Raw genomic sequence first — 19,101 nt, 5'->3', positions numbered from 1 at the left:
ATTCCCGTCCCGACTGCCGATCGCGCCACTGAACTAATCTTCCGCGCGCCTGCCGATGGTACAAATCCATGGCACAACTAGCACAAGATCATTGACGAAACGGAAACCTCCTGCGCGAAACTTGAGAGCGTCCGTCTTGCCGCCGCTGCCCTTGCCCGGACTGGCGGCAGCGGCTACTTCATCCTTGTGTTTTGGACATCATGAAAGTGGCGATGATGCAGCAGTTTTCAACGGAAGGCGCCGAGGCGATTGCCATCCAGGCGTTGGGCTTCGTTGCGTCCGACCCAGAGCTTCTGCCGCGCTTCCTGTCGATCACCGGCATCGAGGCATCGGCAATTCGCCAGGCCGCGCAGGAGCCGGGCTTCCTGGCCGGCGTACTGCAGTTCCTGCTGGCGCACGAGCCGACGCTGTTGAGCTTTTGCGAAGCGAGCGGCATTGCGCCGGGCGAGATCGCCAAGGCCTTGCGGCAACTGCCGCTTGGCGACGACAGCCACCAGACATCGATATGACCGAAGATCCTGAAACCGCCCGCCAGATAGCTGAACTCGCACGCGACGAGCGACCGCTGCTGGTGCTCGACGTCGACGAGGTGGTGCTTGAGTTCATTCGGCCCTTCACGGGCTATATCGGCACGTTGGGCCTCGAGCTGCGGCCCGACTCCTTCCGGCTGCACGGCAACATCTTCGACCAGCGCACGCAGGCGCCGGTGCCCAACGAACGCGTCTCTGAACTGATCGAGGGGTTTTTCCCCGTCCAGGCCGACTGGCAGACCGCCCCCGCGGGCGCGGCTGAAGCCGTGGCGACTTTGGCCGAAAACGTCGAGATCGTGCTGCTGACGGCGATGCCGCACCGGCATCGCGCGACGCGACGCGCCCTTCTCGACCAGCTCGGCTTCCCCTACCCGCTTCTCACCACCGAGCGGGCAAAAGGTCCCGCGCTTCTCCAGCTGCGCGGCGAACACCCGCGCCCCGTGGCCTTTGTCGACGACCTTGCCCACAACCTGACTTCGGCCCGTGCATCTGTAGCCGATGCGCATCTCTTCCACCTGATGGCGCACCGGCAGCTGAGGGCCCTGATGCCGCCACTGCCGGAGGGCATAGTGGCGGCCGAGGACTGGCCGGACGCGGCGCCGAAGATCGCCGCGGCTCTCGGCCTCTGAAGCTCGTTCAGCCCAGCGACCAAGGGAAAGCACCCAGCTTCTACAGAGACCTACACGGCAAGCCGCATCAGCGGCCGCCCCGGCTTGCGTTCCGCAACCGGCGAGAAGCCCGCCTTCTCGAAAACGCGTGTCGAGCCGACGTAAAGACCGACCGAGCGAGAATCCTTCGATTCGGTCATCGGGCAGGCTTCCACCAGGCGCGCGCCGTTCTTCCGCGCGAAGTCGACGCCGGCCTCAACGAGCCGATGGGTGAGCCCCTTCCGGCGGGCCGTATTGCGGATGAAGAAACACGAGATCGCCCATACTGACGGGTCGGCGGCGTCGCCGGGATCGAGCGGCGTGGACACCCTGCCCGCATTGTTCCACTCAGGCACGTCGGCACGCGGGCCGATCTGCATCCAGCCGGTTGCGACATCGTCCTCGATCGCCAGCAGGCCGGGAGGCGGGCCGGCCTCGATTCGCGCCTTGATGAATTCCTTGTTGCGGACGCGATCATTCTCCCGCCGCGCAGCTGGCGGCAGGCGGAAATGCGTGCACCAGCAGCCGTAACAGGCGCCCTGTTTGCCGAACAGATCCTCGAATTGCGGCCAGAGTCCGCCCGTCAATGGCACGATTGTCAGCTTCGACATGCATCCTCCCTCTTGTCGCTTGTGAGCGGCAACCTGCTGCCATAGAATTCGTGACGTTCTGTTTATGTTCGCAATCATGCACACGCCTGTCAACGATTCGAGCCACGGTTTTTGCCGCGACTGCCTGACCCCGCAGCGCGGCGTCGGCATGCGTTGCGCCGCCTGCGGCAGCCCGCGCCTGGCGCGACATCCTGAGCTCTATTCGCTGCACATCGCGCATATCGACTGCGATGCCTTTTACGCCGCGGTGGAAAAGCGCGACAACCCTGCACTCAAGGACAAGCCGGTAATCATCGGCGGCGGCAAGCGAGGTGTTGTCTCCACCGCCTGCTACATCGCCCGCATCAACGGCGTGCGCTCGGCCATGCCGATGTTCAAGGCGCTGGAGGCCTGCCCCGAGGCGGTGGTCATCAAGCCGAACATGGAGAAATACGCCACTGTCGGCCGCGAGGTGCGCGCCATGATGCAGGCGCTGACACCGCTGGTGGAGCCGGTTTCCATCGACGAGGCATTCCTCGATCTTTCCGGCACCGAGCGCCTGCACGGCCACCCGCCGGCGCTGGTGCTGGCGCGTTTCGCGCGCACGGTGGAAAAGGAGATCGGCATCACCGTTTCGGCCGGCCTCTCCTACTGCAAGTTCCTCGCCAAGATCGCTTCCGACTTCCGCAAGCCGCGCGGCTTTTCGGTGATCGGACAGGCCGAGGCGATGGGCTTCCTCGCCGATCAGCCGGTGACGATGATCTGGGGCGTGGGCAAGGCCTTTGCGGCCACGCTGGAGCAGGACGGCATCCGCTCCGTCGGGCAGGTCCAGCGCATGGAGCGAGGCGAGCTGATGCGCCGTTACGGCACGATGGGCGACCGGCTCTACCGCCTCGCGCGGGGCCAGGACGACCGCCGCGTGGTGCCGGACCATGACGCCAAGAGCGTGTCGGCCGAAACCACCTTCGACACCGATCTCGCCACGGCCGCCGAGCTCGTGCCTATCCTGCGGGCGTTGTCGGAAAAAGTCTCGGCGCGGCTGAAGAAGGCGGGCATTGCCGGGCGCACCGTGGTGCTGAAATTGAAGACGCACGACTTCAAGCTCCGCACCCGCAACCGCCAGCTCACGGACCCGACACGGCTGGCCGACCGCATTTTCCAGGTCGGCATGCAGCTGCTCGAGAAGGAGACCGACGGCACAAGATACCGCCTGCTCGGCATCGGTGTCAGCGATTTGACCGACGCCGAGCGCGCCGATCCGCCGGATCTGGTCGATGTGCGCTCGCACAAGCGCGCGCTGGCCGAAGGCGCCATCGATGCCTTGCGCGACAAGTTCGGCAAGAAGGCGGTGGAAACCGGCTACACCTTCGGCAAGGGCCGCAACGCGCAAACCTCGGAGGATGTGGAACGGTAGGCGGTATTGCTCGCCGCTTTTACCCCTTCCACCCCTTGCGCGCGAAAAGATCGGCAAGCACCGGCCTCAGGGCTAGCGGAAGATCCTCCGCAATCAGGCCGGGACCGAAATGCCGCGCGGCCTCGCAATGTATCCAGGCGGCCGCGCAGGCCGCCTCGAAGGGCGGCATGCCCTGTGCCAGCAGCCCGGCGCAAAATCCTGACAACACGTCACCGGAGCCGGCGGTGGCCAGAAGCGGCGTGCCGTTGGAGTTGATGGCGGCGCGGCCGTCGGGAGCGGCGATCACGGTATCGGGGCCCTTGTAGACGACGACGGCAGACGCGCGCGCAGCCCCCGCCCGCGCCTTTTCCAGCTTGGAAAGCTTGCCATCGGCGGCGATGTCGGGAAACAGCCGTCTGAGCTCGCCTTCATGCGGGGTGAGCACCGCTTGCGGCGCGGCAGGGCGGCTGAGCGCAGCACACAGCGCCTGCGGCTGCGTGGCAAAAGTGCTCAGGCCGTCGGCATCGAGCACGAGGCTCTCGGGCAGCGCCTCGGCAGTGGAAAGAAGGTCGAGCAGGAAATCGCCGACTTCCTGCTCCGGCCCCAGGCCCGGGCCATAGACCAGCGCCTGCGGCTTGCGCGCGTCGAGAAAATCCAGCACCTCGTCCAGCGTGTCGGCCTGTCGCAGCATGATCGAGGTGAGATGCGCGCCGTTGACCGCCAGCGAACGCGTGGGCGACAGCATGGTGACCGCCCCCGCCCCCGCCCTAGCCGCGGCCATGGCCGTCATTCTGGCTGCCCCTGTGGCCGTCGGCGCGCCGGAAAACACGCCGACATGGCCACGGCGGTACTTATAGGTGTCGGACGCCGGCACCGGGAAATGATCGAGCCAGAGCGCCGGCCCATTTTCAGAGGTGCGCGGAGCAATTTCGGTGACCACCGCATCTGAGATGCCGATATCGGCCACCACGACCTCGCCGCACAGTTCGCTGCCCGGCAGCAGCAGGTGCCCCGGCTTCTTGCGCGCGAAGGTGACGGTGAGCGCGGCGGAGAATGCATGGCCCAGCACCTCCCCGCTTTCTCCAGAGACGCCGGACGGCAGGTCCACGGCGATGACCGCCACCCTCCGCTCCGCCGCAACCCTTGCCGCACGCGCGGCGTCTTCCGAGAGGGGCTTGGACAGACCCGCGCCATAGAGCGCGTCGATCACAAGATCGCCGGGGTCGGGCAGGAAGACGGCCAGTGAGCGCGGCTCGACCGGATAGTCCGCGGCGGCACGGGCTGCGTCGCTGCCCGCGCGCGGCTCGCCCTCCTCCCAGAGCTGGACATGAACGCCGGCCTCGGCCAGCAGGCGCGCCACGACATAGCCGTCGCCCCCATTGTTGCCGGGTCCGCAAAGCACGTGGACGGTTGGGGCTGTGGGAAAACGCGCCAGCGCCAAAGCCGCGATGGCGGCACCGGCATTGCACATCAGCCCATAGCCGTCAAAAGGCCCCTGCCGCATGGCGAGCCTGTCGGCCCGGCCCATTTCGCTCGGGGTCAAGATTTCATGCGACATGCGCGGCCCATCCACACAAACGAATGAGGCTATGAGTAGCACATCGGGGCGCGCTCCAAAATGGAAGCATGGCGGCGAGACCCGCCTAAAAAATAGGCACCATGCACAGTTTTGCACCTGCCCAAACCGGCGTCGCCTGGCGTGAACAAGAGCTCTTGCGCGGTGGGGAATTTCGGAAGGCCTGCCACGCAATTTTTCGCGAAAATCAGCGCCCACCAAAAAGACTTGTTGCGAGCTATTGCAACTGGCACGCTTCCTGCATTTAGAAGCGCAGCGGGCTCCAAGCCCTGTCCAGTTTCCATCGGAGGCCAAGTTCAGATGAAGAAGATCGAAGCGATCATCAAGCCGTTCAAGCTCGACGAGGTGAAGGAGGCCCTTCAGGAGGTCGGGCTTCAGGGCATCACGGTCACGGAAGCCAAGGGCTTTGGGCGCCAGAAAGGCCACACCGAACTCTACCGCGGCGCCGAATATGTGGTCGACTTCCTGCCCAAGGTGAAGATCGAGGTGGTGCTGGGCGACGATTCCGTCGAGGCCGCCATCGAGGCCATCCGCAAGGCGGCCCAGACCGGCCGCATAGGCGATGGCAAGATCTTCGTCTCCAACATCGAGGAAGTCGTGCGCATCCGCACCGGCGAGACCGGCCCTGACGCGATCTGACCCGGCCGCAACCTTTTCATCCCCCCAAGTTTTAACGTCATCACATAGGAAAGCATGACATGACGACAGCCAAAGACATTCTCCGGCAGATCAAGGACAACGACGTCAAGTTTGTTGACCTGCGCTTCACCGATCCCAAGGGCAAGCTGCAGCACGTGACCATGGACATTGCCGAGGTCGATGAGGACATGTTCGCCGATGGCGTCATGTTCGACGGCTCGTCGATCGGTGGCTGGAAGGCCATCAACGAGTCCGACATGCTGCTGATGCCGGACCCTGAGACTGTCCACATGGACCCGTTCTTCGCGCAGTCGACCATGGTCATCCTGTGCGACGTGCTCGACCCGGTTTCGGGCGAGGCCTATAACCGCGACCCGCGCAGCATCGCCAAGAAGGCCGAGGCCTATATGAAGGCCGAGGGCATCGGCGACACCATCTTCGTCGGCCCGGAAGCCGAGTTCTTTGTTTTCGACGACGTGAAGTACAAGGCCGACCCGTACAACACCGGCTTCAAGCTCGACTCCACCGAACTGCCGTCGAATGACGATACCGACTACGAGACCGGCAATCTCGGCCACCGCCCGCGCATCAAGGGTGGTTACTTCCCGGTTCCGCCGATCGATTCCGCACAGGACATGCGCTCGGAGATGCTGACCGTGCTGACCGAGATGGGCGTGCGGGTGGAAAAGCACCACCACGAGGTGGCCGCCGGCCAGCACGAGCTTGGCGTGAAGTTCGACGCGCTGGTGCGCAACGCCGACAAGATGATGCTGTACAAATATGTCGTGCATCAGGTTGCCAACGCCTATGGCAAGACGGCCACCTTCATGCCGAAGCCGGTGTTCGGCGACAACGGCTCGGGCATGCATGTGCACATGTCGATCTGGAAGGAAGGCAAGCCGACCTTCGCGGGCAACGAATATGCCGGCCTGTCGGAAAGCTGCCTCTACTTCATCGGCGGCATCATCAAGCATGCCAAGGCCATCAACGCCTTCACCAACCCGCTGACCAACTCCTACAAGCGTCTGGTTCCGGGCTATGAGGCGCCGGTGCTGCTGGCCTATTCGGCCCGCAACCGCTCGGCCTCCTGCCGCATCCCGTTGGGCTCCTCGCCCAAGGCGAAGCGCGTGGAGATCCGCTTCCCTGATCCGGGCGCGAACCCCTATTTCGCCTTTGCCGCACTGCTGATGGCCGGCCTTGATGGCATCAAGAACAAGATCCACCCCGGCCAGCCGATGGACAAGGATCTGTACGACCTGCCGCCGAAGGAGCTGAAGAAGATCCCGACCGTTTGCGGCAGCCTGCGCGAGGCGCTGCAGAGCCTCGACAAGGACCGCGGCTTCCTGAAGGCCGGCGGCGTGTTCGACGACGACCAGATCGACAGCTTCATCGAACTGAAGATGGCCGAGGTGATGCGCTTCGAAATGACGCCACATCCGGTCGAGTTCGACATGTACTACTCGGTTTAAGCGCCTGATGTATAAATGAAAAACCCCGGCGCGAGCCGGGGTTTTTTGTTGCCGCCAGTGCGGCGGAATGATTTAGCGAAGGCTAAGCCTTGAGCGCTTCGAGCAGCTCAACCGCCGCCATCATGTCGCGCTTGCGGTTGTTGCGCCGCGCGATCGCCTCGGCATCCTGACCCCACTGCTCGATCTGCCAGTCCTCGTCGACATGCGCGGCCGCCCAGGCTTCCTCGGCCGTGAGTTCGCCGGTCTCGACCGCCAGCGCCAGCAGCGCCGAGCCGGTCAGCGTCGTCATAAGATGCATTGCCGCAAGCCGCAGCGGCTCGCTGCGCTGGCTCAGGTGGATGCCGATAGCGCCGATCGCCTCGCGCGGCTGCTCCACATGCATGACGCCCTCGGCCAGCGCGAAGCGCGCGCCGAGGGATGCTCGCGCCCAGTCGAGCACGCCGTCCCAGGCCTCGTTCTGGCGCTCGACGAGCCGCTCTGGCGCTTCGGCGCGGTAGCAGAGAAGGTCGGAGGAGGCGAAGCGCAAAATGTCCTCCAGCACGGCCTGCGGATCGGTGGCGACGCCGTCGATGGCCGTGTTGACCAGCCGCGTGACAGGCATGGTCATCGGGTCGATGTGCTCTTCCTGCGCGGCGAATTCCTTGGCGACCAGTTCGGCCGCCGCAGCCGTGGGCAAGGCGAGAAGCGCCTTGGTGGGGGTGCGCACCGACTTGCCGTCGAGCTGCACGGCAAAGCCTTCGTCCACCGGAGCGACCGAGACCTCCTTGTAGAAGCGCTTGGGCAGCTGCCGCTTTAGCTGGCTCTGCGCCCGGCGCACCGGGTCGGGATCGGACAAGAGATCGTGGGCTTCGAGATCGTTCAGAAGGTCGCGCATGGTATCCTCAAATCGGCAGCGGCTGCATGCCAGCCCTGCTGTCCGCTATGGCGTCGGCGCGATCGCCCCGGGCGGCCGCGCGGCAATCGCAGATTATATAGGCTTAGCCCTCAGATTGCCCAACCCGAAGCAACGGCGCCGGAGAAAGCGCCGAGCGCCTGCGATTGCCTTCTGACTGGCTGCGGATGTGCAGCCCGCCTCAAGCCTCTTCCTCGCCGCTGGCCTCATCGAAGCCGAGCAGGTTCCAGCTCTGGCGCATATGCGGCGGCAGTGGTGCGGTGACATCAATCACCCCGCCGTCGGGATGCGGAATGCGGATGCGCCGCGCATGGAGATGCAGGCGGTTCTGCATGCCGCCCGGGAAATCCCAATTGGTGTCGGCCTCGAAATATTTCGGATCGCCGATGATCGGGCAGCCGATATGGGCGGCGTGCACGCGCAATTGGTGAGTGCGGCCCGTATGGGGTTCCATTTCCAGCCAAGCCAGGCGCTGCGCCGCCTGTTCGATGACGCGATAGTAGGACACGGCGTGGTCGGCGCCACGCTCGCCATGCTTGGCCACGCGCACGCGGTCGCCGTCCGGCGTGGCTTCCTTGATCAGCCAGGTGGAAATCTTGTCTTCGCGCTTCTTGGGCACACCCTTGACCAGCGCCCAATAGGTCTTCTTGGCATCGCGGCCACGAAACGCTTCGGCGAGCTTCATCGCGGCAAGGCGCGTGCGCGCCACCACCAGCACGCCCGAGGTGTCGCGGTCGAGCCGGTGCACGAGGCGCGGCTTCTCGCCCTTCTTGTTGCGCCAGGCCTCCAGCATGTCGTCGACATGGCGCGAGACGCCCGAGCCGCCCTGCACCGCAAGACCTGCCGGCTTGTTGAATACGAAAACCTTCGGGTCTTCGTAGAGCAGCATCTGGGCGAGAACGTCGCCGTCGTCCTGGTTGCGCATGGTGCGCGCGGTCAGCGGGCCCTCGCCCTTCTTGTCGACATCCAGCGGCGGCACACGCACCATCTGGCCGGGCTCCACGCGCGTGTCGGCCTTGGCGCGGCCGCCATCGATGCGGACCTGACCGGACCGCAACAGCTTCTGAAGCTGCACGAAACCCAATCCCGGAAAATGCGTCTTGAACCAGCGGTCGAGCCGCATGCCCGCCTCGCCGGCTTCAACCTTGATCTGCTCTACGCCTGCCATTTCATCAGTCCGTTTCGCCCGCTGCAAATATAGGGGCCGAGTTCCTGCGGCGCCGAAAAGCTGACGCCCACGGCGGCAAGCGAACCGAAACGTTCGCCTGAAACCATGGGCGGTGCTACCGCGATGTTTCTGTCATGTCGTTGCGAATAGCGGTTCGCACCTTTCGCAGCAATGTTCAATGGGCCGCGCCCACGCTCCGCCTATTTGGCAGGTGCGGCCTTGGGGTCGCGCGAGCCGATCATCTTCCAGTTCTTGTAGAAGATCGCCTTCATGCGGTCGACGCTGATCGAAATACCGGCCAGCATCATGGACAGGACCCCCGGCACCGGAGAGGGGCGGATGACGTCCATGAAGACGCAGTAGCGGCGGCCGTCATGCTCGTTCACCGAACGGTGTAGCAGCGTGTCGTCGAAGATGAACAGCGGATCCTGATACCAGAACTGCTTGGCATTGCCGCACTCGATGAAGATCTGGTCGGTCTTGGCCGGCCTCAGATTGTAGAGCACGCGCAGTGTGAGCCGCAGCGGGCCGAAGTGATACGAGGTCGATTCGCGGCCGCTGAACACCGACACGGCGATGGTGCGGATGTATTTGAACTTCCGGGTGAATTCCGGAACGTTGTCGATGTGCTGCTTGCCGTACCACTGGTAGACATACATGCCGCGCCGACCGCTCTCGAAGTGGGCGTCGATGTCGGCGATGATCTCGGCTTGCCGGTTCTTGAAGACGTCCAGAACCTCCTCGACCTCGCGGCGGTAGTCGTCGGGAAACTGTTCCAGCTTCCACACGCCCCAGTTCTTGTAGGACAAGAGATCGACCAGAAGGTTTAAGGGCGACAGCAGCCAGGTGAACAGACCGTTGCCGGCAAAGTAGAGGCTGAACAGCCGGCCGTTCTTGCGGTCGTTGCGGAGGACGTCGATGAGCCCGCACAGGATGAACAGCGCGGTTATGATCGGAATGAAGTAGAAGGCCAGCGCCAAGGCGACTATTGCGAGGCCGACCTTGCGTATGGTCTTGAGCGACTTCCTGTCCATATTGCTTACCGGGAATAGCGGGAACGATGGCGCTGTTTACGAAATTCGCGGAACAAATGCCAGCCCCGACGCCCGCTACTTGCCGCGCGCCCTCTCGGCGCGCAGTTTCGCCCAATAGTCCAGGCGCTTCCTGATCTCGCGTTCGAAGCCGCGTTCGGGCGGGTCGTAGAAGGTGTGGCGGCCCATCTTCTCGGGGAAATAGTCCTGGCCGGAAAACGCCTCGGGCATGTCGTGGTCGTAAAGATAGCCCTTGCCGTAGTCCTCTTCCTTCATGAGCTTTGTGGGCGCATTGAGAATGTGGCGCGGCGGCAGCAGCGAGCCATATTCCTTGGCCGCGCGCATGCCGCTCTTGAAGGCCGTATAGACGCCGTTCGACTTCGGCGCGGTGGCGAGATAGACGCAGGCCTGCGCGAAGGCGAGTTCACCTTCCGGAGAGCCTAGATAGTCGTAGGCGTCCTTCGCGGCGTTGGCGATGACCAGCGCCTGCGGATCGGCAAGGCCGATGTCCTCCACCGCCATGCGCACCAGCCGGCGGCCGATATAGAGCGGGTCCTCGCCGGCATCGAACATGCGGCAAAGATAGTACAGAGCGGCATCAGGGTCGGAGCCGCGCACAGATTTGTGCAGCGCGGAGATCAGATTGTAGTGGCCATCCTGGCCTTTGTCGTAAATCGGCGCACGCCGCTGCACGATGCGCTGCAGGCCCTCGGCATCAAAAATCTCGCCGGGCTTTGCCGCGCGCCAGACTTCCTCGGCAAGCGTCAGCGAGGCGCGGCCGTCGCCGTCGGCCATGCGGACCAGCACCGCCCTCGCCTCATCGTCGAGCGGCAGCGGCTTGCCTTCGGCGTGTTCGGCGCGTTCAAGCAGTTTTGAGATGCTGTCCTCGCCGAGGGAACGGAACACCAGCACCCGCGCCCGCGACAGGAGCGCAGCGTTGAGCTCGAAGGACGGGTTTTCGGTGGTAGCGCCGACCAGGATGACGGTTCCATCCTCCATGACCGGAAGGAAAGAATCCTGCTGGGCGCGGTTGAAGCGATGGATCTCGTCGACGAAAAGCAGCGTTTGGCGACCATTGCCGCGGCGCAGGCGCGCAGTGTCGAACACTTTCTTCAGGTCCGCGACACCGGAGAAGATCGCCGAAATCTGCTCGAAGGCCAGATCCGTCTCGCCGGCCAGCAGCCGCGCCACGGTGGTCTTGCCGGTGCCGGGCGGGCCCCAGAAGATCATGGAGCCGAGCGAGCCGGAGCGGATCATGCGGGTCAGCGCGCCATCCTCGCCGGTCAGGTGCTCCTGGCCGACGACCTCGGCGAGACTTGCCGGGCGCAGCCGATCGGCCAGGGGCCGCCCGGGCGGTGCCCTTTCAGGTTCGGCGGCCTGGAACAGATCGGCCATATCTTCCTGGTTCCTCAGTAAATCAGAACTTGCCGCAGCAGCTGCCCGTTGCGCTCCAGCGTAAGCCGCCAGCGGCGGGTCTTCTCTGCGGCAGCTTGCTTCAGCGTGTCGGGCGTGTCTATGGCCTGGCCGTTCACCTCGCGCACGACATCGCGAGGCCGCAGCCCGAGTTGCGCGGCGGGTGAATTACGCTGAATGTCGACGACCGTGACGCCCTTGAGATCGTTGGGCATGCCGAGGCGCTGCGCAAGGCGCGGCGAAAGTTCTGCCACCGTGGCACCTGCGAACGGACTGCCCCCTTCAATGGTTATCGGGCCGGCGGAAGCGCCCTCCGGCGGCCGCACCGGCGTGATCTCTACGGTCTTTTCGGCTCCCTGGCTGAAGACAGCCAGGCTTGCCGGGCTGCCGACGGAAACCGTCGCTAGCCGGTAGCCGAGCGCATCCACGTGCTCGATCGCGATGCCGTTGAGCGACAGCACCACGTCGCCCGGCTTCAGGCCGGCCTGGGCGGCAGGCCCTTCAGGTGCAACGGAGGAAACAAGCGCGCCCGAGGGCTGCTCCATGCCGAGCGATTCGGCTATCGCCGGCGTGACCGGTTCGAAAGTGGCGCCGATGAAGGGGCGTTCGAAATAGTCGCGGCCCTGCATGGCGGCTTCGACCACCGCACGCACCATGTTGGAGGGGATGGCGAAGCCGATGCCGATCGAACCGCCGCTGCGGCTGTAGATGGCGGTGTTGATGCCCATGAGCTGGCCGGTCATGTTGATGAGCCCGCCGCCGGAATTGCCCGGATTGATGGCCGCATCGGTCTGGATGAAGAAGCCGAAATCGGACACGCCGATATGGCTGCGCGCAAGAGCGGAGACGATGCCGCTGGTGGTGGTCTGGCCGACGCCGAAGGGGTTGCCGATGGCCAGAACGAGATCGCCGACCTCGAGCGCGTCGGAATCACCGATGGGAACAACCGAGAACGGCTTGTCGCTGTCGATCTTGAGAACCGCAAGGTCGAGCGACTCGTCCCTGAGCAGAACCTTTGAGGGGAATTCGCGTCCGTCGGAGGTCGCGACCTTCACCTCGTCCGCATCCTTGATGACATGGTTGTTGGTGACCACGATGCCGCTGGCATCAACCAGAACGCCCGACCCTAGCGAGGACTGCATGCGCTGCGGCGCCTGCTTGCCGAACTGCCGGCTAAAGAACTGCTCGAAGAACGGATCGCCGGCGAAGGGCGAGCGCACCTGCACCTGCTGCGAGGCGTAGACGTTGACCACGGCCGGGGCCGTTTCCTTGACCAGCGGGGCAAAGGACAACTGCATCTCAGTGCGCCCGAACGGGAGCCGCTTGCCCTGCGGCGCGGGCGCCGGCAGCTGCTGGTCGCCCTTGCCAAGCAGGTCGTTCAGCACCTCCTTGAGGCCCGGCTGCTCTTCCTTGGGCGCGGCTGCCTGGTTGTCCGCCGGCTGTGTTTCGGCGGGCTGCGCATCCTCGGCCAGTGCCGGCAGCGCGACGAACGGCGCGGCGGCGAACCAGGCAGCAGTCAGAAGCCGAAACAGTGTTTTCGCAGCCATTGCGAATCCTCCAAAGCGAGCGCGAGCCATTCTCACGATGATTGTGCAAAATGAAAGGCTTCAGGGTTCAAATTCAAGCGATGCCTTGTCACACGCGGCGCCGCTTCCGAAGCCCGAAAAAGCAGAAAGGGGCCGCAAGGCCCCTTCCCGCTCATCCGACGATGCGAAGCCGATCAGGCGGCTTCGGATTCCGTCTCGACTGCCTCGGCCGCGGTGCGGGCGTGGTCGCCGGCACCCTTGGCAGAGGTGTCGCGCTCGACGAACTCGATCACGGCCATCGGGGCGTTGTCGCCATGACGGAAGCCGGCCTTCATGATGCGCAGATAGCCGCCGTTGCGGGTGGCGTAGCGCGGGGCAATCGTGTCGAACAGGCGCTTGACGACCGACTCATTGCCGATCTGCGCGATGACCTGACGGCGGGCGTGCAGGTCGCCGCGCTTGCCCAGCGTGACAAGCTTCTCGACGATCGGACGCAGGTCCTTCGCCTTCGGCAGGGTGGTGGTGATCTGCTCGTGCTCGATCAGCGAGACGGCCAGATTGGCAAACATTGCCTTGCGGTGGCTGGAACTGCGGCCCAGCCGGCGGCCGGCGAATCCATGGCGCATGGCTCTACTCCTTCAAATTTTGTTCGAGAGGCCTACGCCTCAGTATTGGTCTTCGTAACGCTTGGCGAGATCTTCGATGTTTTCCGGCGGCCAGTCGGCCACTTCCATGCCGAGATGGAGGCCCATCGAGGCAAGAACTTCCTTGATCTCGTTCAGCGACTTGCGACCGAAGTTCGGGGTGCGCAGCATCTCCGCCTCGGTCTTCTGGATCAGATCGCCGATGTAGACGATGTTGTCGTTCTTCAGGCAGTTGGCAGAACGCACCGACAGCTCGAGCTCGTCCACCTTCTTGAGCAGCGCCGGGTTGAACGCCAGCTCGGTGACCTGCTCGGCGGCGACTTCCTTCTGCGGCTCTTCGAAGTTGACGAACAGGCCAAGCTGGTCCTGCAGGATGCGCGCCGCGAAAGCGACGGCGTCCTCACCGGTAACCGAGCCGTTGGTCTCGATCGTCATGGTGAGCTTGTCCTTGTCGAGCTCCTCGCCGTGGCGGGTGTTCTCGACCTTGTAGGACACCTTCTTGACCGGCGAGTAGAGGCTGTCGACCGGGATGAGACCGATCGGAGCGTCTTCCGCGCGGTTGCGCTCGGCCGGCACATAGCCCTTGCCGGTGTCGACGGTGAATTCCATGCGGATTTCAGCGCCTTCGTCCAGCGTGCAGATGACGTGGTCGGGATTGAGGATCTCGACGTCGCCAACCGTCTGGATGTCGCCGGCGAGCACCATACCCGGGCCCTGCTTGCGAACGACCATGCGCTTGGGACCATCGCCTTCCATGCGGATGGCGATTTCCTTGATGTTCAGCACGATGTCGGTGACGTCTTCACGAACACCGGCGATCGAGGAGAATTCATGCAGAACGCCGTCGATCTGCACCGCCGTGACGGCGGCGCCGCGCAGGGACGAGAGCAGCACGCGACGCAGCGCATTGCCCAGCGTGAGGCCGAAACCGCGCTCCAGCGGCTCTGCCACCAGCGTGGTCAGCGTCTTACCCTTAGACGAGAACTCGATCTTGTTTGGCTTGATCAGTTCTTGCCAGTTCTTCTGGATCATTTTGTCTTCCTTCCGTTTCCCTGCACTATCCAATCGTGACAGGCGATCTGGAAAAACCGCATGAGCGCGGAATTACGCCCATGCGGCACCAAGAAATGAACTAGACGCGACGCTTCTTGCGCGGGCGGCAGCCATTGTGCGGGATCGGCGTCACGTCGCGGATCGACGTGATGGTGAAACCGCCGGCCTGCAGCGCGCGAAGCGCCGACTCACGACCCGAGCCGGGGCCGCAAACCTCGACCTCGAGGGTGCGCATGCCATGTTCCTGCGCCTTCTTGGCAACGTCTTCGGCAGCCATCTGAGCGGCAAACGGGGTCGACTTGCGCGAACCCTTGAAGCCCTGGGCGCCAGCCGACGACCAGGCAATGGTGTTGCCCTGCGCGTCGGTGATGGTGATCATGGTGTTGTTGAACGTCGAGTTGACGTGCGCAACGCCCGACGAAATGTTCTTACGTTCGCGACGGCGAATACGTGCGACTTCCTTGGCCATAATAGTCCTTTCAGAGTGATCTCTACGCCGCCGTAACTCCAGCGGCTACACCTCGAAGGCAAACGCGGAAACGGCCGACGGGGAAAAGGCCTCGCCTTCTCACCACCGGCCGGTGACGTGTTGCCTTACTTCTTCTTGCCGGCAATAGCCTTTGCCGGGCCCTTGCGGGTGCGCGCATTGGTGTGCGTGCGCTGACCGCGAACAGGCAGCGAGCGACGATGACGCAGGCCGCGGTAGCAGCCAAGGTCCATCAGACGCTTGATGTTCATCGAAACTTCGCGGCGCAGGTCGCCCTCGACCTGGTAGTCGCGGTCGATGGTCTCGCGGATCGCCAGAACTTCAGCGTCGGTCAGCTGGTTCACGCGGCGCTCGGCCGGGATGCCCACCTTTTCGACGATCTCGCCGGCAAACTTCGGGCCGATGCCGTGAATGTACTGCAGCGCAATGATGACGCGCTTGTTGGTCGGGATGTTAACGCCGGCTATACGAGCCATTCTCATTCTCCATGTATGCCGGGCTTGCCGGCGACTGAGTTGTCCCGCGTCCGGTGGAGGCCGGCCCTTGCGGGTGTTCCTGTTCCGATGCGATCGGCACATGCTTGTGCAGCCGAGCAAAACGCGTCTGATGGGAGACGCGCCGCTATAGTCCACAAGACCCTTTTAGTCAACTGCCCACACTATCTGGTGCGGGCAGCTTCCGAAAGGATATTTTCAATCTCGGCGGTCACGACGTCGATGTCGGCCATTCCGTCGATGGTTTTCAGCTCGCCGGTGCTTGCGTAGTACGCCGACAGCGGCGCCGTCTTTTCGCGGTACTCGCTGAGCCGCTTCTTGAACGACTCGGGATTGTCGTCGGCACGTACCTGACCGCCGGCGGCGATGGTCTCGGCCACCCGGCGCTCCATGCGCTTGAGCAGGGCCGACTCGTCAACCTTGAGCTCGATCACCGCATCAAGCTGCTGGCCCTTGTCGGCCAGGATGCGGGACAACGCCTGCGCCTGCGGCACGGTGCGCGGGAAGCCGTCAAGAATGAAGCCCTTGCGGCAGTCCGGCTCGTCGATGCGATCGGACACGATCTGGTTGACGATTTCGTCGGACACGAGTTGTCCAGCATCCATGACAGCCTTGGCACGCTTGCCGACCTCGGTTCCCGCGGCGACCGCGGCGCGCAGCATGTCGCCCGTCGAAAGCTGCGGAATGCCGTGCCTTTCGACCAACCGCTGCGACTGGGTGCCTTTTCCCGCGCCGGGCGGTCCTAGCAGAATAAGCCTCATCTTCCCCTCTTGCCCCCGCGGAGCTTCGACTTCTTGATCAGCCCCTCGTACTGGTGGGCAATGAGGTGGCCCTGGATCTGCGCAACCGTGTCGAGCGTAACGCTGACGACGATCAGCAGCGAAGTACCACCAAGATAGAACGGCACGCCGGTCGCGGAGATCAGGAACTCGGGCAGAAGGCACACGAGCACCAGATAGATGGCACCGACGACGGTCACGCGGGTGAGAACGTAATCGATATACTCAGCCGTGCGCTCGCCCGGGCGATAGCCCGGAATGAAGCCGGAATGCTTCTTGAGCTGGTCGGCAGTTTCCTTCGGATTGAACACGATGGCCGTGTAGAAGAAGGCGAAGAAGACGATCATCGCCGCGTAAAAGACCATATAGGCCGGTTGGCCATGCCCGAGAGCGGCCAGGATGCTGCTGGCCCAGCCCGGCATCGACTCCGTGTTGGAGAAGCCAGCGACGGTGGCCGGCAGCAGCAGCAGCGACGAGGCGAAGATCGGCGGAATGACGCCCGAGGTGTTGAGCTTCAGCGGCAGGTGCGAGGTGTCGCCCTGGAACATGCGGTTGCCGACCTGGCGCTTCGGATACTGGATCAGCAGGCGGCGCTGTGCGCGTTCGAAGAACACGATGGCGGCGATGACGACAACCGCCAGAATGATGATGCCGATGATCAGGCCGGTGGAAAGGGCACCGGTGCGGCCGAGTTCCAGCGTGCCGCCGATTGCGTGCGGCAGGCCTGCGACGATACCCGCAAAGATGATCAGCGAAATGCCGTTGCCGATGCCGCGAGCCGTGATCTGCTCACCCAGCCACATCAGGAACATGGTGCCGCCAACCAGGGTGATGACGGTGGAGGCACGGAAGAACAGGCCCGGATCGGTGACGATGCCGTTGCCGCTCTCAAGCCCGACCGAAATACCATAGGCCTGGACGAGCGCGAGAAGCACCGTGCCGTAGCGGGTGTACTGGTTGATGATCTTGCGGCCCTGCTCGCCTTCCTTCTTCAGCGCTTCGAGCGACGGAATGACCGACGTCATGAGCTGCATGATGATGGAGGCGGAGATGTAGGGCATGATGCCGAGGGCAAAAATCGCCATGCGGCCGACGGCGCCGCCGGCAAACATGTTGAACATGCCAAGCACGCCACCGCTCTGCTGCGTGAAGGCCTGCGCGAACGCATCGGGATTGATGCCCGGAAGCGGAATATAGGTGCCGAGACGGTAGACCAGCAGCGCACCCAGGGTGAACCAGATTCGCTTCTTTAGATCTTCGGCCTTGGCGAAGGCTGCGAAATTGAGATTTGAGGCAAGTTGTTCGGCAGCCGATGCCATGGGAAAGTCTCCGCTTGGTCACGCTTGGAAGCCCGCGCCGGGCGGCACGTGTAGACGAAGCCCCGAGATAGGCTCCACGCGGCAAAGATGCAAGCGGCTGCCGATGGGGCAGCCGCTTGTCTGTGTCATTACTCGGACTTTGCGTCCGCCTTCTCAGGCACCTTGACCGATCCGCCGGCCTTTTCGACCTTCTCGACGGCCGCCTTCGAGGCGCCGGCGATGTCGAAAGACACCTTGGCGGTGAGGTCGCCGTCGCTCAGCAGGCGCACGCCGTCCTTGACGCGGCGAATCACACCGGCCTTGACGAGCGCTTCGGCGGTTACGGTTTCGCCGGCGTCGAGCTTCTTGGCATCGATCGCAGTCTGAATGCGGCCCACAGACACTTCCACGAAGTCCTTCGCGAAGATGTTGTTGAAGCCACGCTTCGGCAGGCGGCGATAGAGCGGCATCTGGCCACCCTCGAAGCCGTTGATCGAGACGCCCGAGCGGGACTTCTGACCCTTGACGCCGCGGCCGCCGGTCTTGCCCGAGCCCGAGCCGATACCGCGACCGACGCGCTTCTTGGCGTGGGTAGCGCCTTCGTTGTCACGCAGTTCGTTGAGTTTCATCGTCTTTCTCCTGCGTCCGGCTTACTTTTCGTCGACGACGCGGACGAGGTGCTGCACGGCCGCGATCATGCCGCGCACTGCCGGGGTGTCCTCGAGGGTGCGGCGGCGGTGCATCTTGTTGAGGCCCAGGCCGATCAGCGTCGCACGCTGTTCCTGCGGGCGGCGGATCGGGCTGCCGATCTGCTCGACCGTGATGGTCTTGGTAGCGTTCTTTGCCATTGTCGTAATCCTTCCCCGTCCGGCTTACTCGTCGGCCGCAACGGCGGCGCCGCGACGTGCCTGGAGGGTCGAGTACTTGATACCGCGCTGAGCAGCCACATCCTTCGGATGCATCTGGTTCTTCAGAGCGTCGAACGTTGCGCGCACCATGTTGTACGGGTTCGACGAACCCATCGACTTGGCGACGACGTCCTGCATGCCGAGCGTTTCGAAAACGGCGCGCATCGGACCACCGGCGATGATACCCGTACCGGCCTTGGCGGTGCGCAGCAGCACGCGGCCAGCGCCGTGGCGGCCGGCGACGTCATGATGCAGGGTACGACCCGAACGCAGCGGCACGAAGATCATGTCGCGCTTGGCGGCCTCAGTGGCCTTGCGGATGGCTTCCGGCACTTCGCGCGCCTTGCCATGACCGAAGCCCACGCGGCCCTTCTGGTCGCCTACGACGACGAGAGCAGCAAAGCCGAAGCGACGGCCGCCCTTCACCACCTTGGCGACGCGGTTGATATGAACGAGCTTGTCGACGAATTCGCTGTCGCGCTCTTCGCGGTCACGGCTACGCTCGCGATCGCGGCCGCCTTCCCTACGTTCTTGTGCCATTTTCCTGATCCTTATTCTTTTCCG

General features: G+C 63.9%; 21 protein-coding genes. 5 read left to right on the top strand and 16 right to left on the bottom strand.

The features are described 5' to 3' along the window. Positions 1 to 200 precede the first annotated feature (200 nt). The gene (locus tag ABLE86_RS13655; protein ID WP_348779501.1) at positions 201 to 509 is read left to right on the top strand and encodes a DUF3572 domain-containing protein; all 309 of its coding nucleotides are present in this window, start codon (positions 201 to 203) and stop codon (positions 507 to 509) included. Then, the gene (locus ABLE86_RS13650) at positions 506 to 1,159 is read left to right on the top strand and encodes a hypothetical protein (protein ID WP_348779500.1); all 654 of its coding nucleotides are present in this window, start codon (positions 506 to 508) and stop codon (positions 1,157 to 1,159) included. Before ABLE86_RS13655 ends, ABLE86_RS13650 begins: the two co-directional genes overlap by 4 nt. Before the next feature lie 50 nt (positions 1,160 to 1,209). On the opposite strand, the gene ABLE86_RS13645 is transcribed toward ABLE86_RS13650, so the two are convergent. Then, a complete protein-coding gene (locus ABLE86_RS13645) occupies positions 1,210 to 1,788 on the bottom strand; it encodes a GNAT family N-acetyltransferase (RefSeq protein WP_348779499.1) in 579 nt (192 codons plus the stop codon). Positions 1,789 to 1,852: 64 nt separating this feature from the next. On the opposite strand from ABLE86_RS13645, the gene ABLE86_RS13640 reads away from it, so the two are divergent. Beyond that, complete coding sequence (locus ABLE86_RS13640) at positions 1,853 to 3,181, top strand: DNA polymerase IV (RefSeq protein WP_348779498.1); 1,329 nt, start codon at positions 1,853 to 1,855, stop codon at positions 3,179 to 3,181. A 19-nt stretch (positions 3,182 to 3,200) separates the two neighbouring features. On the opposite strand, the gene ABLE86_RS13635 is transcribed toward ABLE86_RS13640, so the two are convergent. Next, on the bottom strand, positions 3,201 to 4,718 hold the full coding sequence (locus tag ABLE86_RS13635; protein ID WP_348779497.1) for an NAD(P)H-hydrate dehydratase: 1,518 nt from the start codon (positions 4,716 to 4,718) through the stop codon (positions 3,201 to 3,203). Positions 4,719 to 5,036: 318 nt separating this feature from the next. Between ABLE86_RS13635 and ABLE86_RS13630 the strand changes: the two genes are divergently transcribed. Continuing rightward, positions 5,037 to 5,375: a P-II family nitrogen regulator gene (locus ABLE86_RS13630; RefSeq protein ID WP_348779496.1), complete on the top strand. Its 339-nt coding sequence runs from the start codon at positions 5,037 to 5,039 to the stop codon at positions 5,373 to 5,375. Between the two features lie 59 nt (positions 5,376 to 5,434). After that, complete coding sequence (gene glnA, locus ABLE86_RS13625) at positions 5,435 to 6,844, top strand: type I glutamate--ammonia ligase (RefSeq protein ID WP_348779495.1); 1,410 nt, start codon at positions 5,435 to 5,437, stop codon at positions 6,842 to 6,844. Positions 6,845 to 6,926: 82 nt separating this feature from the next. Here glnA and ABLE86_RS13620 read toward each other — a convergent pair whose 3' ends face one another. From ABLE86_RS13620 to rpsE, 14 genes are all read right to left on the bottom strand, one after another. Continuing rightward, complete coding sequence (locus ABLE86_RS13620) at positions 6,927 to 7,718, bottom strand: ATP12 family chaperone protein (protein WP_348779494.1); 792 nt, start codon at positions 7,716 to 7,718, stop codon at positions 6,927 to 6,929. A gap of 199 nt (positions 7,719 to 7,917) precedes the next feature. After that, positions 7,918 to 8,904 carry an RluA family pseudouridine synthase gene (locus tag ABLE86_RS13615; RefSeq protein WP_348779493.1) on the bottom strand — a complete coding sequence of 329 codons (987 nt, stop codon included), beginning with the start codon at positions 8,902 to 8,904 and terminating at the stop codon, positions 7,918 to 7,920. Positions 8,905 to 9,104: 200 nt separating this feature from the next. Next, positions 9,105 to 9,938 carry an aspartyl/asparaginyl beta-hydroxylase domain-containing protein gene (locus tag ABLE86_RS13610; protein ID WP_348779492.1) on the bottom strand — a complete coding sequence of 278 codons (834 nt, stop codon included), beginning with the start codon at positions 9,936 to 9,938 and terminating at the stop codon, positions 9,105 to 9,107. Positions 9,939 to 10,013: 75 nt separating this feature from the next. Further along, a complete protein-coding gene (locus ABLE86_RS13605; protein WP_348779491.1) occupies positions 10,014 to 11,330 on the bottom strand; it encodes a replication-associated recombination protein A in 1,317 nt (438 codons plus the stop codon). Positions 11,331 to 11,344: 14 nt separating this feature from the next. Continuing rightward, a complete protein-coding gene (locus tag ABLE86_RS13600) occupies positions 11,345 to 12,895 on the bottom strand; it encodes a DegQ family serine endoprotease (protein WP_348779490.1) in 1,551 nt (516 codons plus the stop codon). Between the two features lie 173 nt (positions 12,896 to 13,068). Then, positions 13,069 to 13,500, bottom strand: a complete 432-nt coding sequence (gene rplQ, locus ABLE86_RS13595; RefSeq protein ID WP_348779489.1) for a 50S ribosomal protein L17 — start codon at positions 13,498 to 13,500, stop codon at positions 13,069 to 13,071. A 39-nt stretch (positions 13,501 to 13,539) separates the two neighbouring features. Continuing rightward, positions 13,540 to 14,550, bottom strand: a complete 1,011-nt coding sequence (locus ABLE86_RS13590) for a DNA-directed RNA polymerase subunit alpha (protein ID WP_348779488.1) — start codon at positions 14,548 to 14,550, stop codon at positions 13,540 to 13,542. 100 nt (positions 14,551 to 14,650) lie between these two features. Beyond that, on the bottom strand, positions 14,651 to 15,040 hold the full coding sequence (rpsK, locus tag ABLE86_RS13585; protein ID WP_348779487.1) for a 30S ribosomal protein S11: 390 nt from the start codon (positions 15,038 to 15,040) through the stop codon (positions 14,651 to 14,653). A 125-nt stretch (positions 15,041 to 15,165) separates the two neighbouring features. Next, positions 15,166 to 15,534, bottom strand: coding sequence for a 30S ribosomal protein S13 (rpsM, locus tag ABLE86_RS13580; RefSeq protein WP_348779486.1), 369 nt, complete (start codon positions 15,532 to 15,534; stop codon positions 15,166 to 15,168). Between the two features lie 182 nt (positions 15,535 to 15,716). Further along, positions 15,717 to 16,313, bottom strand: a complete 597-nt coding sequence (locus ABLE86_RS13575) for an adenylate kinase (protein ID WP_348779485.1) — start codon at positions 16,311 to 16,313, stop codon at positions 15,717 to 15,719. After that, positions 16,310 to 17,650 (bottom strand): preprotein translocase subunit SecY, encoded by a 1,341-nt coding sequence (gene secY / locus ABLE86_RS13570; RefSeq protein WP_348779484.1) that lies wholly within the window; start codon positions 17,648 to 17,650, stop codon positions 16,310 to 16,312. Before secY ends, ABLE86_RS13575 begins: the two co-directional genes overlap by 4 nt. A gap of 128 nt (positions 17,651 to 17,778) precedes the next feature. Then, positions 17,779 to 18,258 (bottom strand): 50S ribosomal protein L15, encoded by a 480-nt coding sequence (rplO, locus tag ABLE86_RS13565; RefSeq protein WP_348779483.1) that lies wholly within the window; start codon positions 18,256 to 18,258, stop codon positions 17,779 to 17,781. Positions 18,259 to 18,279: 21 nt separating this feature from the next. After that, the gene (gene rpmD, locus ABLE86_RS13560) at positions 18,280 to 18,477 is read right to left on the bottom strand and encodes a 50S ribosomal protein L30 (protein WP_348779482.1); all 198 of its coding nucleotides are present in this window, start codon (positions 18,475 to 18,477) and stop codon (positions 18,280 to 18,282) included. A gap of 24 nt (positions 18,478 to 18,501) precedes the next feature. Further along, positions 18,502 to 19,077 (bottom strand): 30S ribosomal protein S5, encoded by a 576-nt coding sequence (gene rpsE / locus ABLE86_RS13555; RefSeq protein ID WP_348779481.1) that lies wholly within the window; start codon positions 19,075 to 19,077, stop codon positions 18,502 to 18,504. Between the last annotated feature and the right edge of the window lie 24 nt (positions 19,078 to 19,101).

The sequence above is a fragment of the Mesorhizobium sp. KR2-14 genome (genome assembly GCF_040049255.1).
Taxonomy (GTDB): Bacteria; Pseudomonadota; Alphaproteobacteria; order Rhizobiales; family Rhizobiaceae; genus Pseudaminobacter.
Note: the sequence above shows the minus strand (reverse complement) of the source record. Positions and strands in the feature narration are given on the sequence as shown.

Excerpts from the sequence above, each read along its gene's own strand:
- rpmD (WP_348779482.1), bottom strand. The coding sequence starts at position 18,477 with ATGGCAAAGAACGCTACCAAGACCATCACGGTCGAGCAGATCGGCAGC.
- glnA (WP_348779495.1), top strand. The coding sequence starts at position 5,435 with ATGACGACAGCCAAAGACATTCTCCGGCAGATCAAGGACAACGACGTC.
- rpsK (WP_348779487.1), bottom strand. The coding sequence starts at position 15,040 with ATGGCCAAGGAAGTCGCACGTATTCGCCGTCGCGAACGTAAGAACATT.
- ABLE86_RS13600 (WP_348779490.1), bottom strand. The coding sequence starts at position 12,895 with ATGGCTGCGAAAACACTGTTTCGGCTTCTGACTGCTGCCTGGTTCGCC.
- ABLE86_RS13645 (WP_348779499.1), bottom strand. The coding sequence starts at position 1,788 with ATGTCGAAGCTGACAATCGTGCCATTGACGGGCGGACTCTGGCCGCAA.
- ABLE86_RS13620 (WP_348779494.1), bottom strand. The coding sequence starts at position 7,718 with ATGCGCGACCTTCTGAACGATCTCGAAGCCCACGATCTCTTGTCCGAT.
- ABLE86_RS13590 (WP_348779488.1), bottom strand. The coding sequence starts at position 14,550 with ATGATCCAGAAGAACTGGCAAGAACTGATCAAGCCAAACAAGATCGAG.
- ABLE86_RS13610 (WP_348779492.1), bottom strand. The coding sequence starts at position 9,938 with ATGGACAGGAAGTCGCTCAAGACCATACGCAAGGTCGGCCTCGCAATA.
- rpsM (WP_348779486.1), bottom strand. The coding sequence starts at position 15,534 with ATGGCTCGTATAGCCGGCGTTAACATCCCGACCAACAAGCGCGTCATC.
- secY (WP_348779484.1), bottom strand. The coding sequence starts at position 17,650 with ATGGCATCGGCTGCCGAACAACTTGCCTCAAATCTCAATTTCGCAGCC.
- ABLE86_RS13650 (WP_348779500.1), top strand. The coding sequence starts at position 506 with ATGACCGAAGATCCTGAAACCGCCCGCCAGATAGCTGAACTCGCACGC.
- rplO (WP_348779483.1), bottom strand. The coding sequence starts at position 18,258 with ATGAAACTCAACGAACTGCGTGACAACGAAGGCGCTACCCACGCCAAG.
- ABLE86_RS13640 (WP_348779498.1), top strand. The coding sequence starts at position 1,853 with ATGTTCGCAATCATGCACACGCCTGTCAACGATTCGAGCCACGGTTTT.
- ABLE86_RS13575 (WP_348779485.1), bottom strand. The coding sequence starts at position 16,313 with ATGAGGCTTATTCTGCTAGGACCGCCCGGCGCGGGAAAAGGCACCCAG.
- ABLE86_RS13655 (WP_348779501.1), top strand. The coding sequence starts at position 201 with ATGAAAGTGGCGATGATGCAGCAGTTTTCAACGGAAGGCGCCGAGGCG.
- ABLE86_RS13615 (WP_348779493.1), bottom strand. The coding sequence starts at position 8,904 with ATGGCAGGCGTAGAGCAGATCAAGGTTGAAGCCGGCGAGGCGGGCATG.
- ABLE86_RS13635 (WP_348779497.1), bottom strand. The coding sequence starts at position 4,718 with ATGTCGCATGAAATCTTGACCCCGAGCGAAATGGGCCGGGCCGACAGG.
- ABLE86_RS13605 (WP_348779491.1), bottom strand. The coding sequence starts at position 11,330 with ATGGCCGATCTGTTCCAGGCCGCCGAACCTGAAAGGGCACCGCCCGGG.
- rplQ (WP_348779489.1), bottom strand. The coding sequence starts at position 13,500 with ATGCGCCATGGATTCGCCGGCCGCCGGCTGGGCCGCAGTTCCAGCCAC.
- rpsE (WP_348779481.1), bottom strand. The coding sequence starts at position 19,077 with ATGGCACAAGAACGTAGGGAAGGCGGCCGCGATCGCGAGCGTAGCCGT.
- ABLE86_RS13630 (WP_348779496.1), top strand. The coding sequence starts at position 5,037 with ATGAAGAAGATCGAAGCGATCATCAAGCCGTTCAAGCTCGACGAGGTG.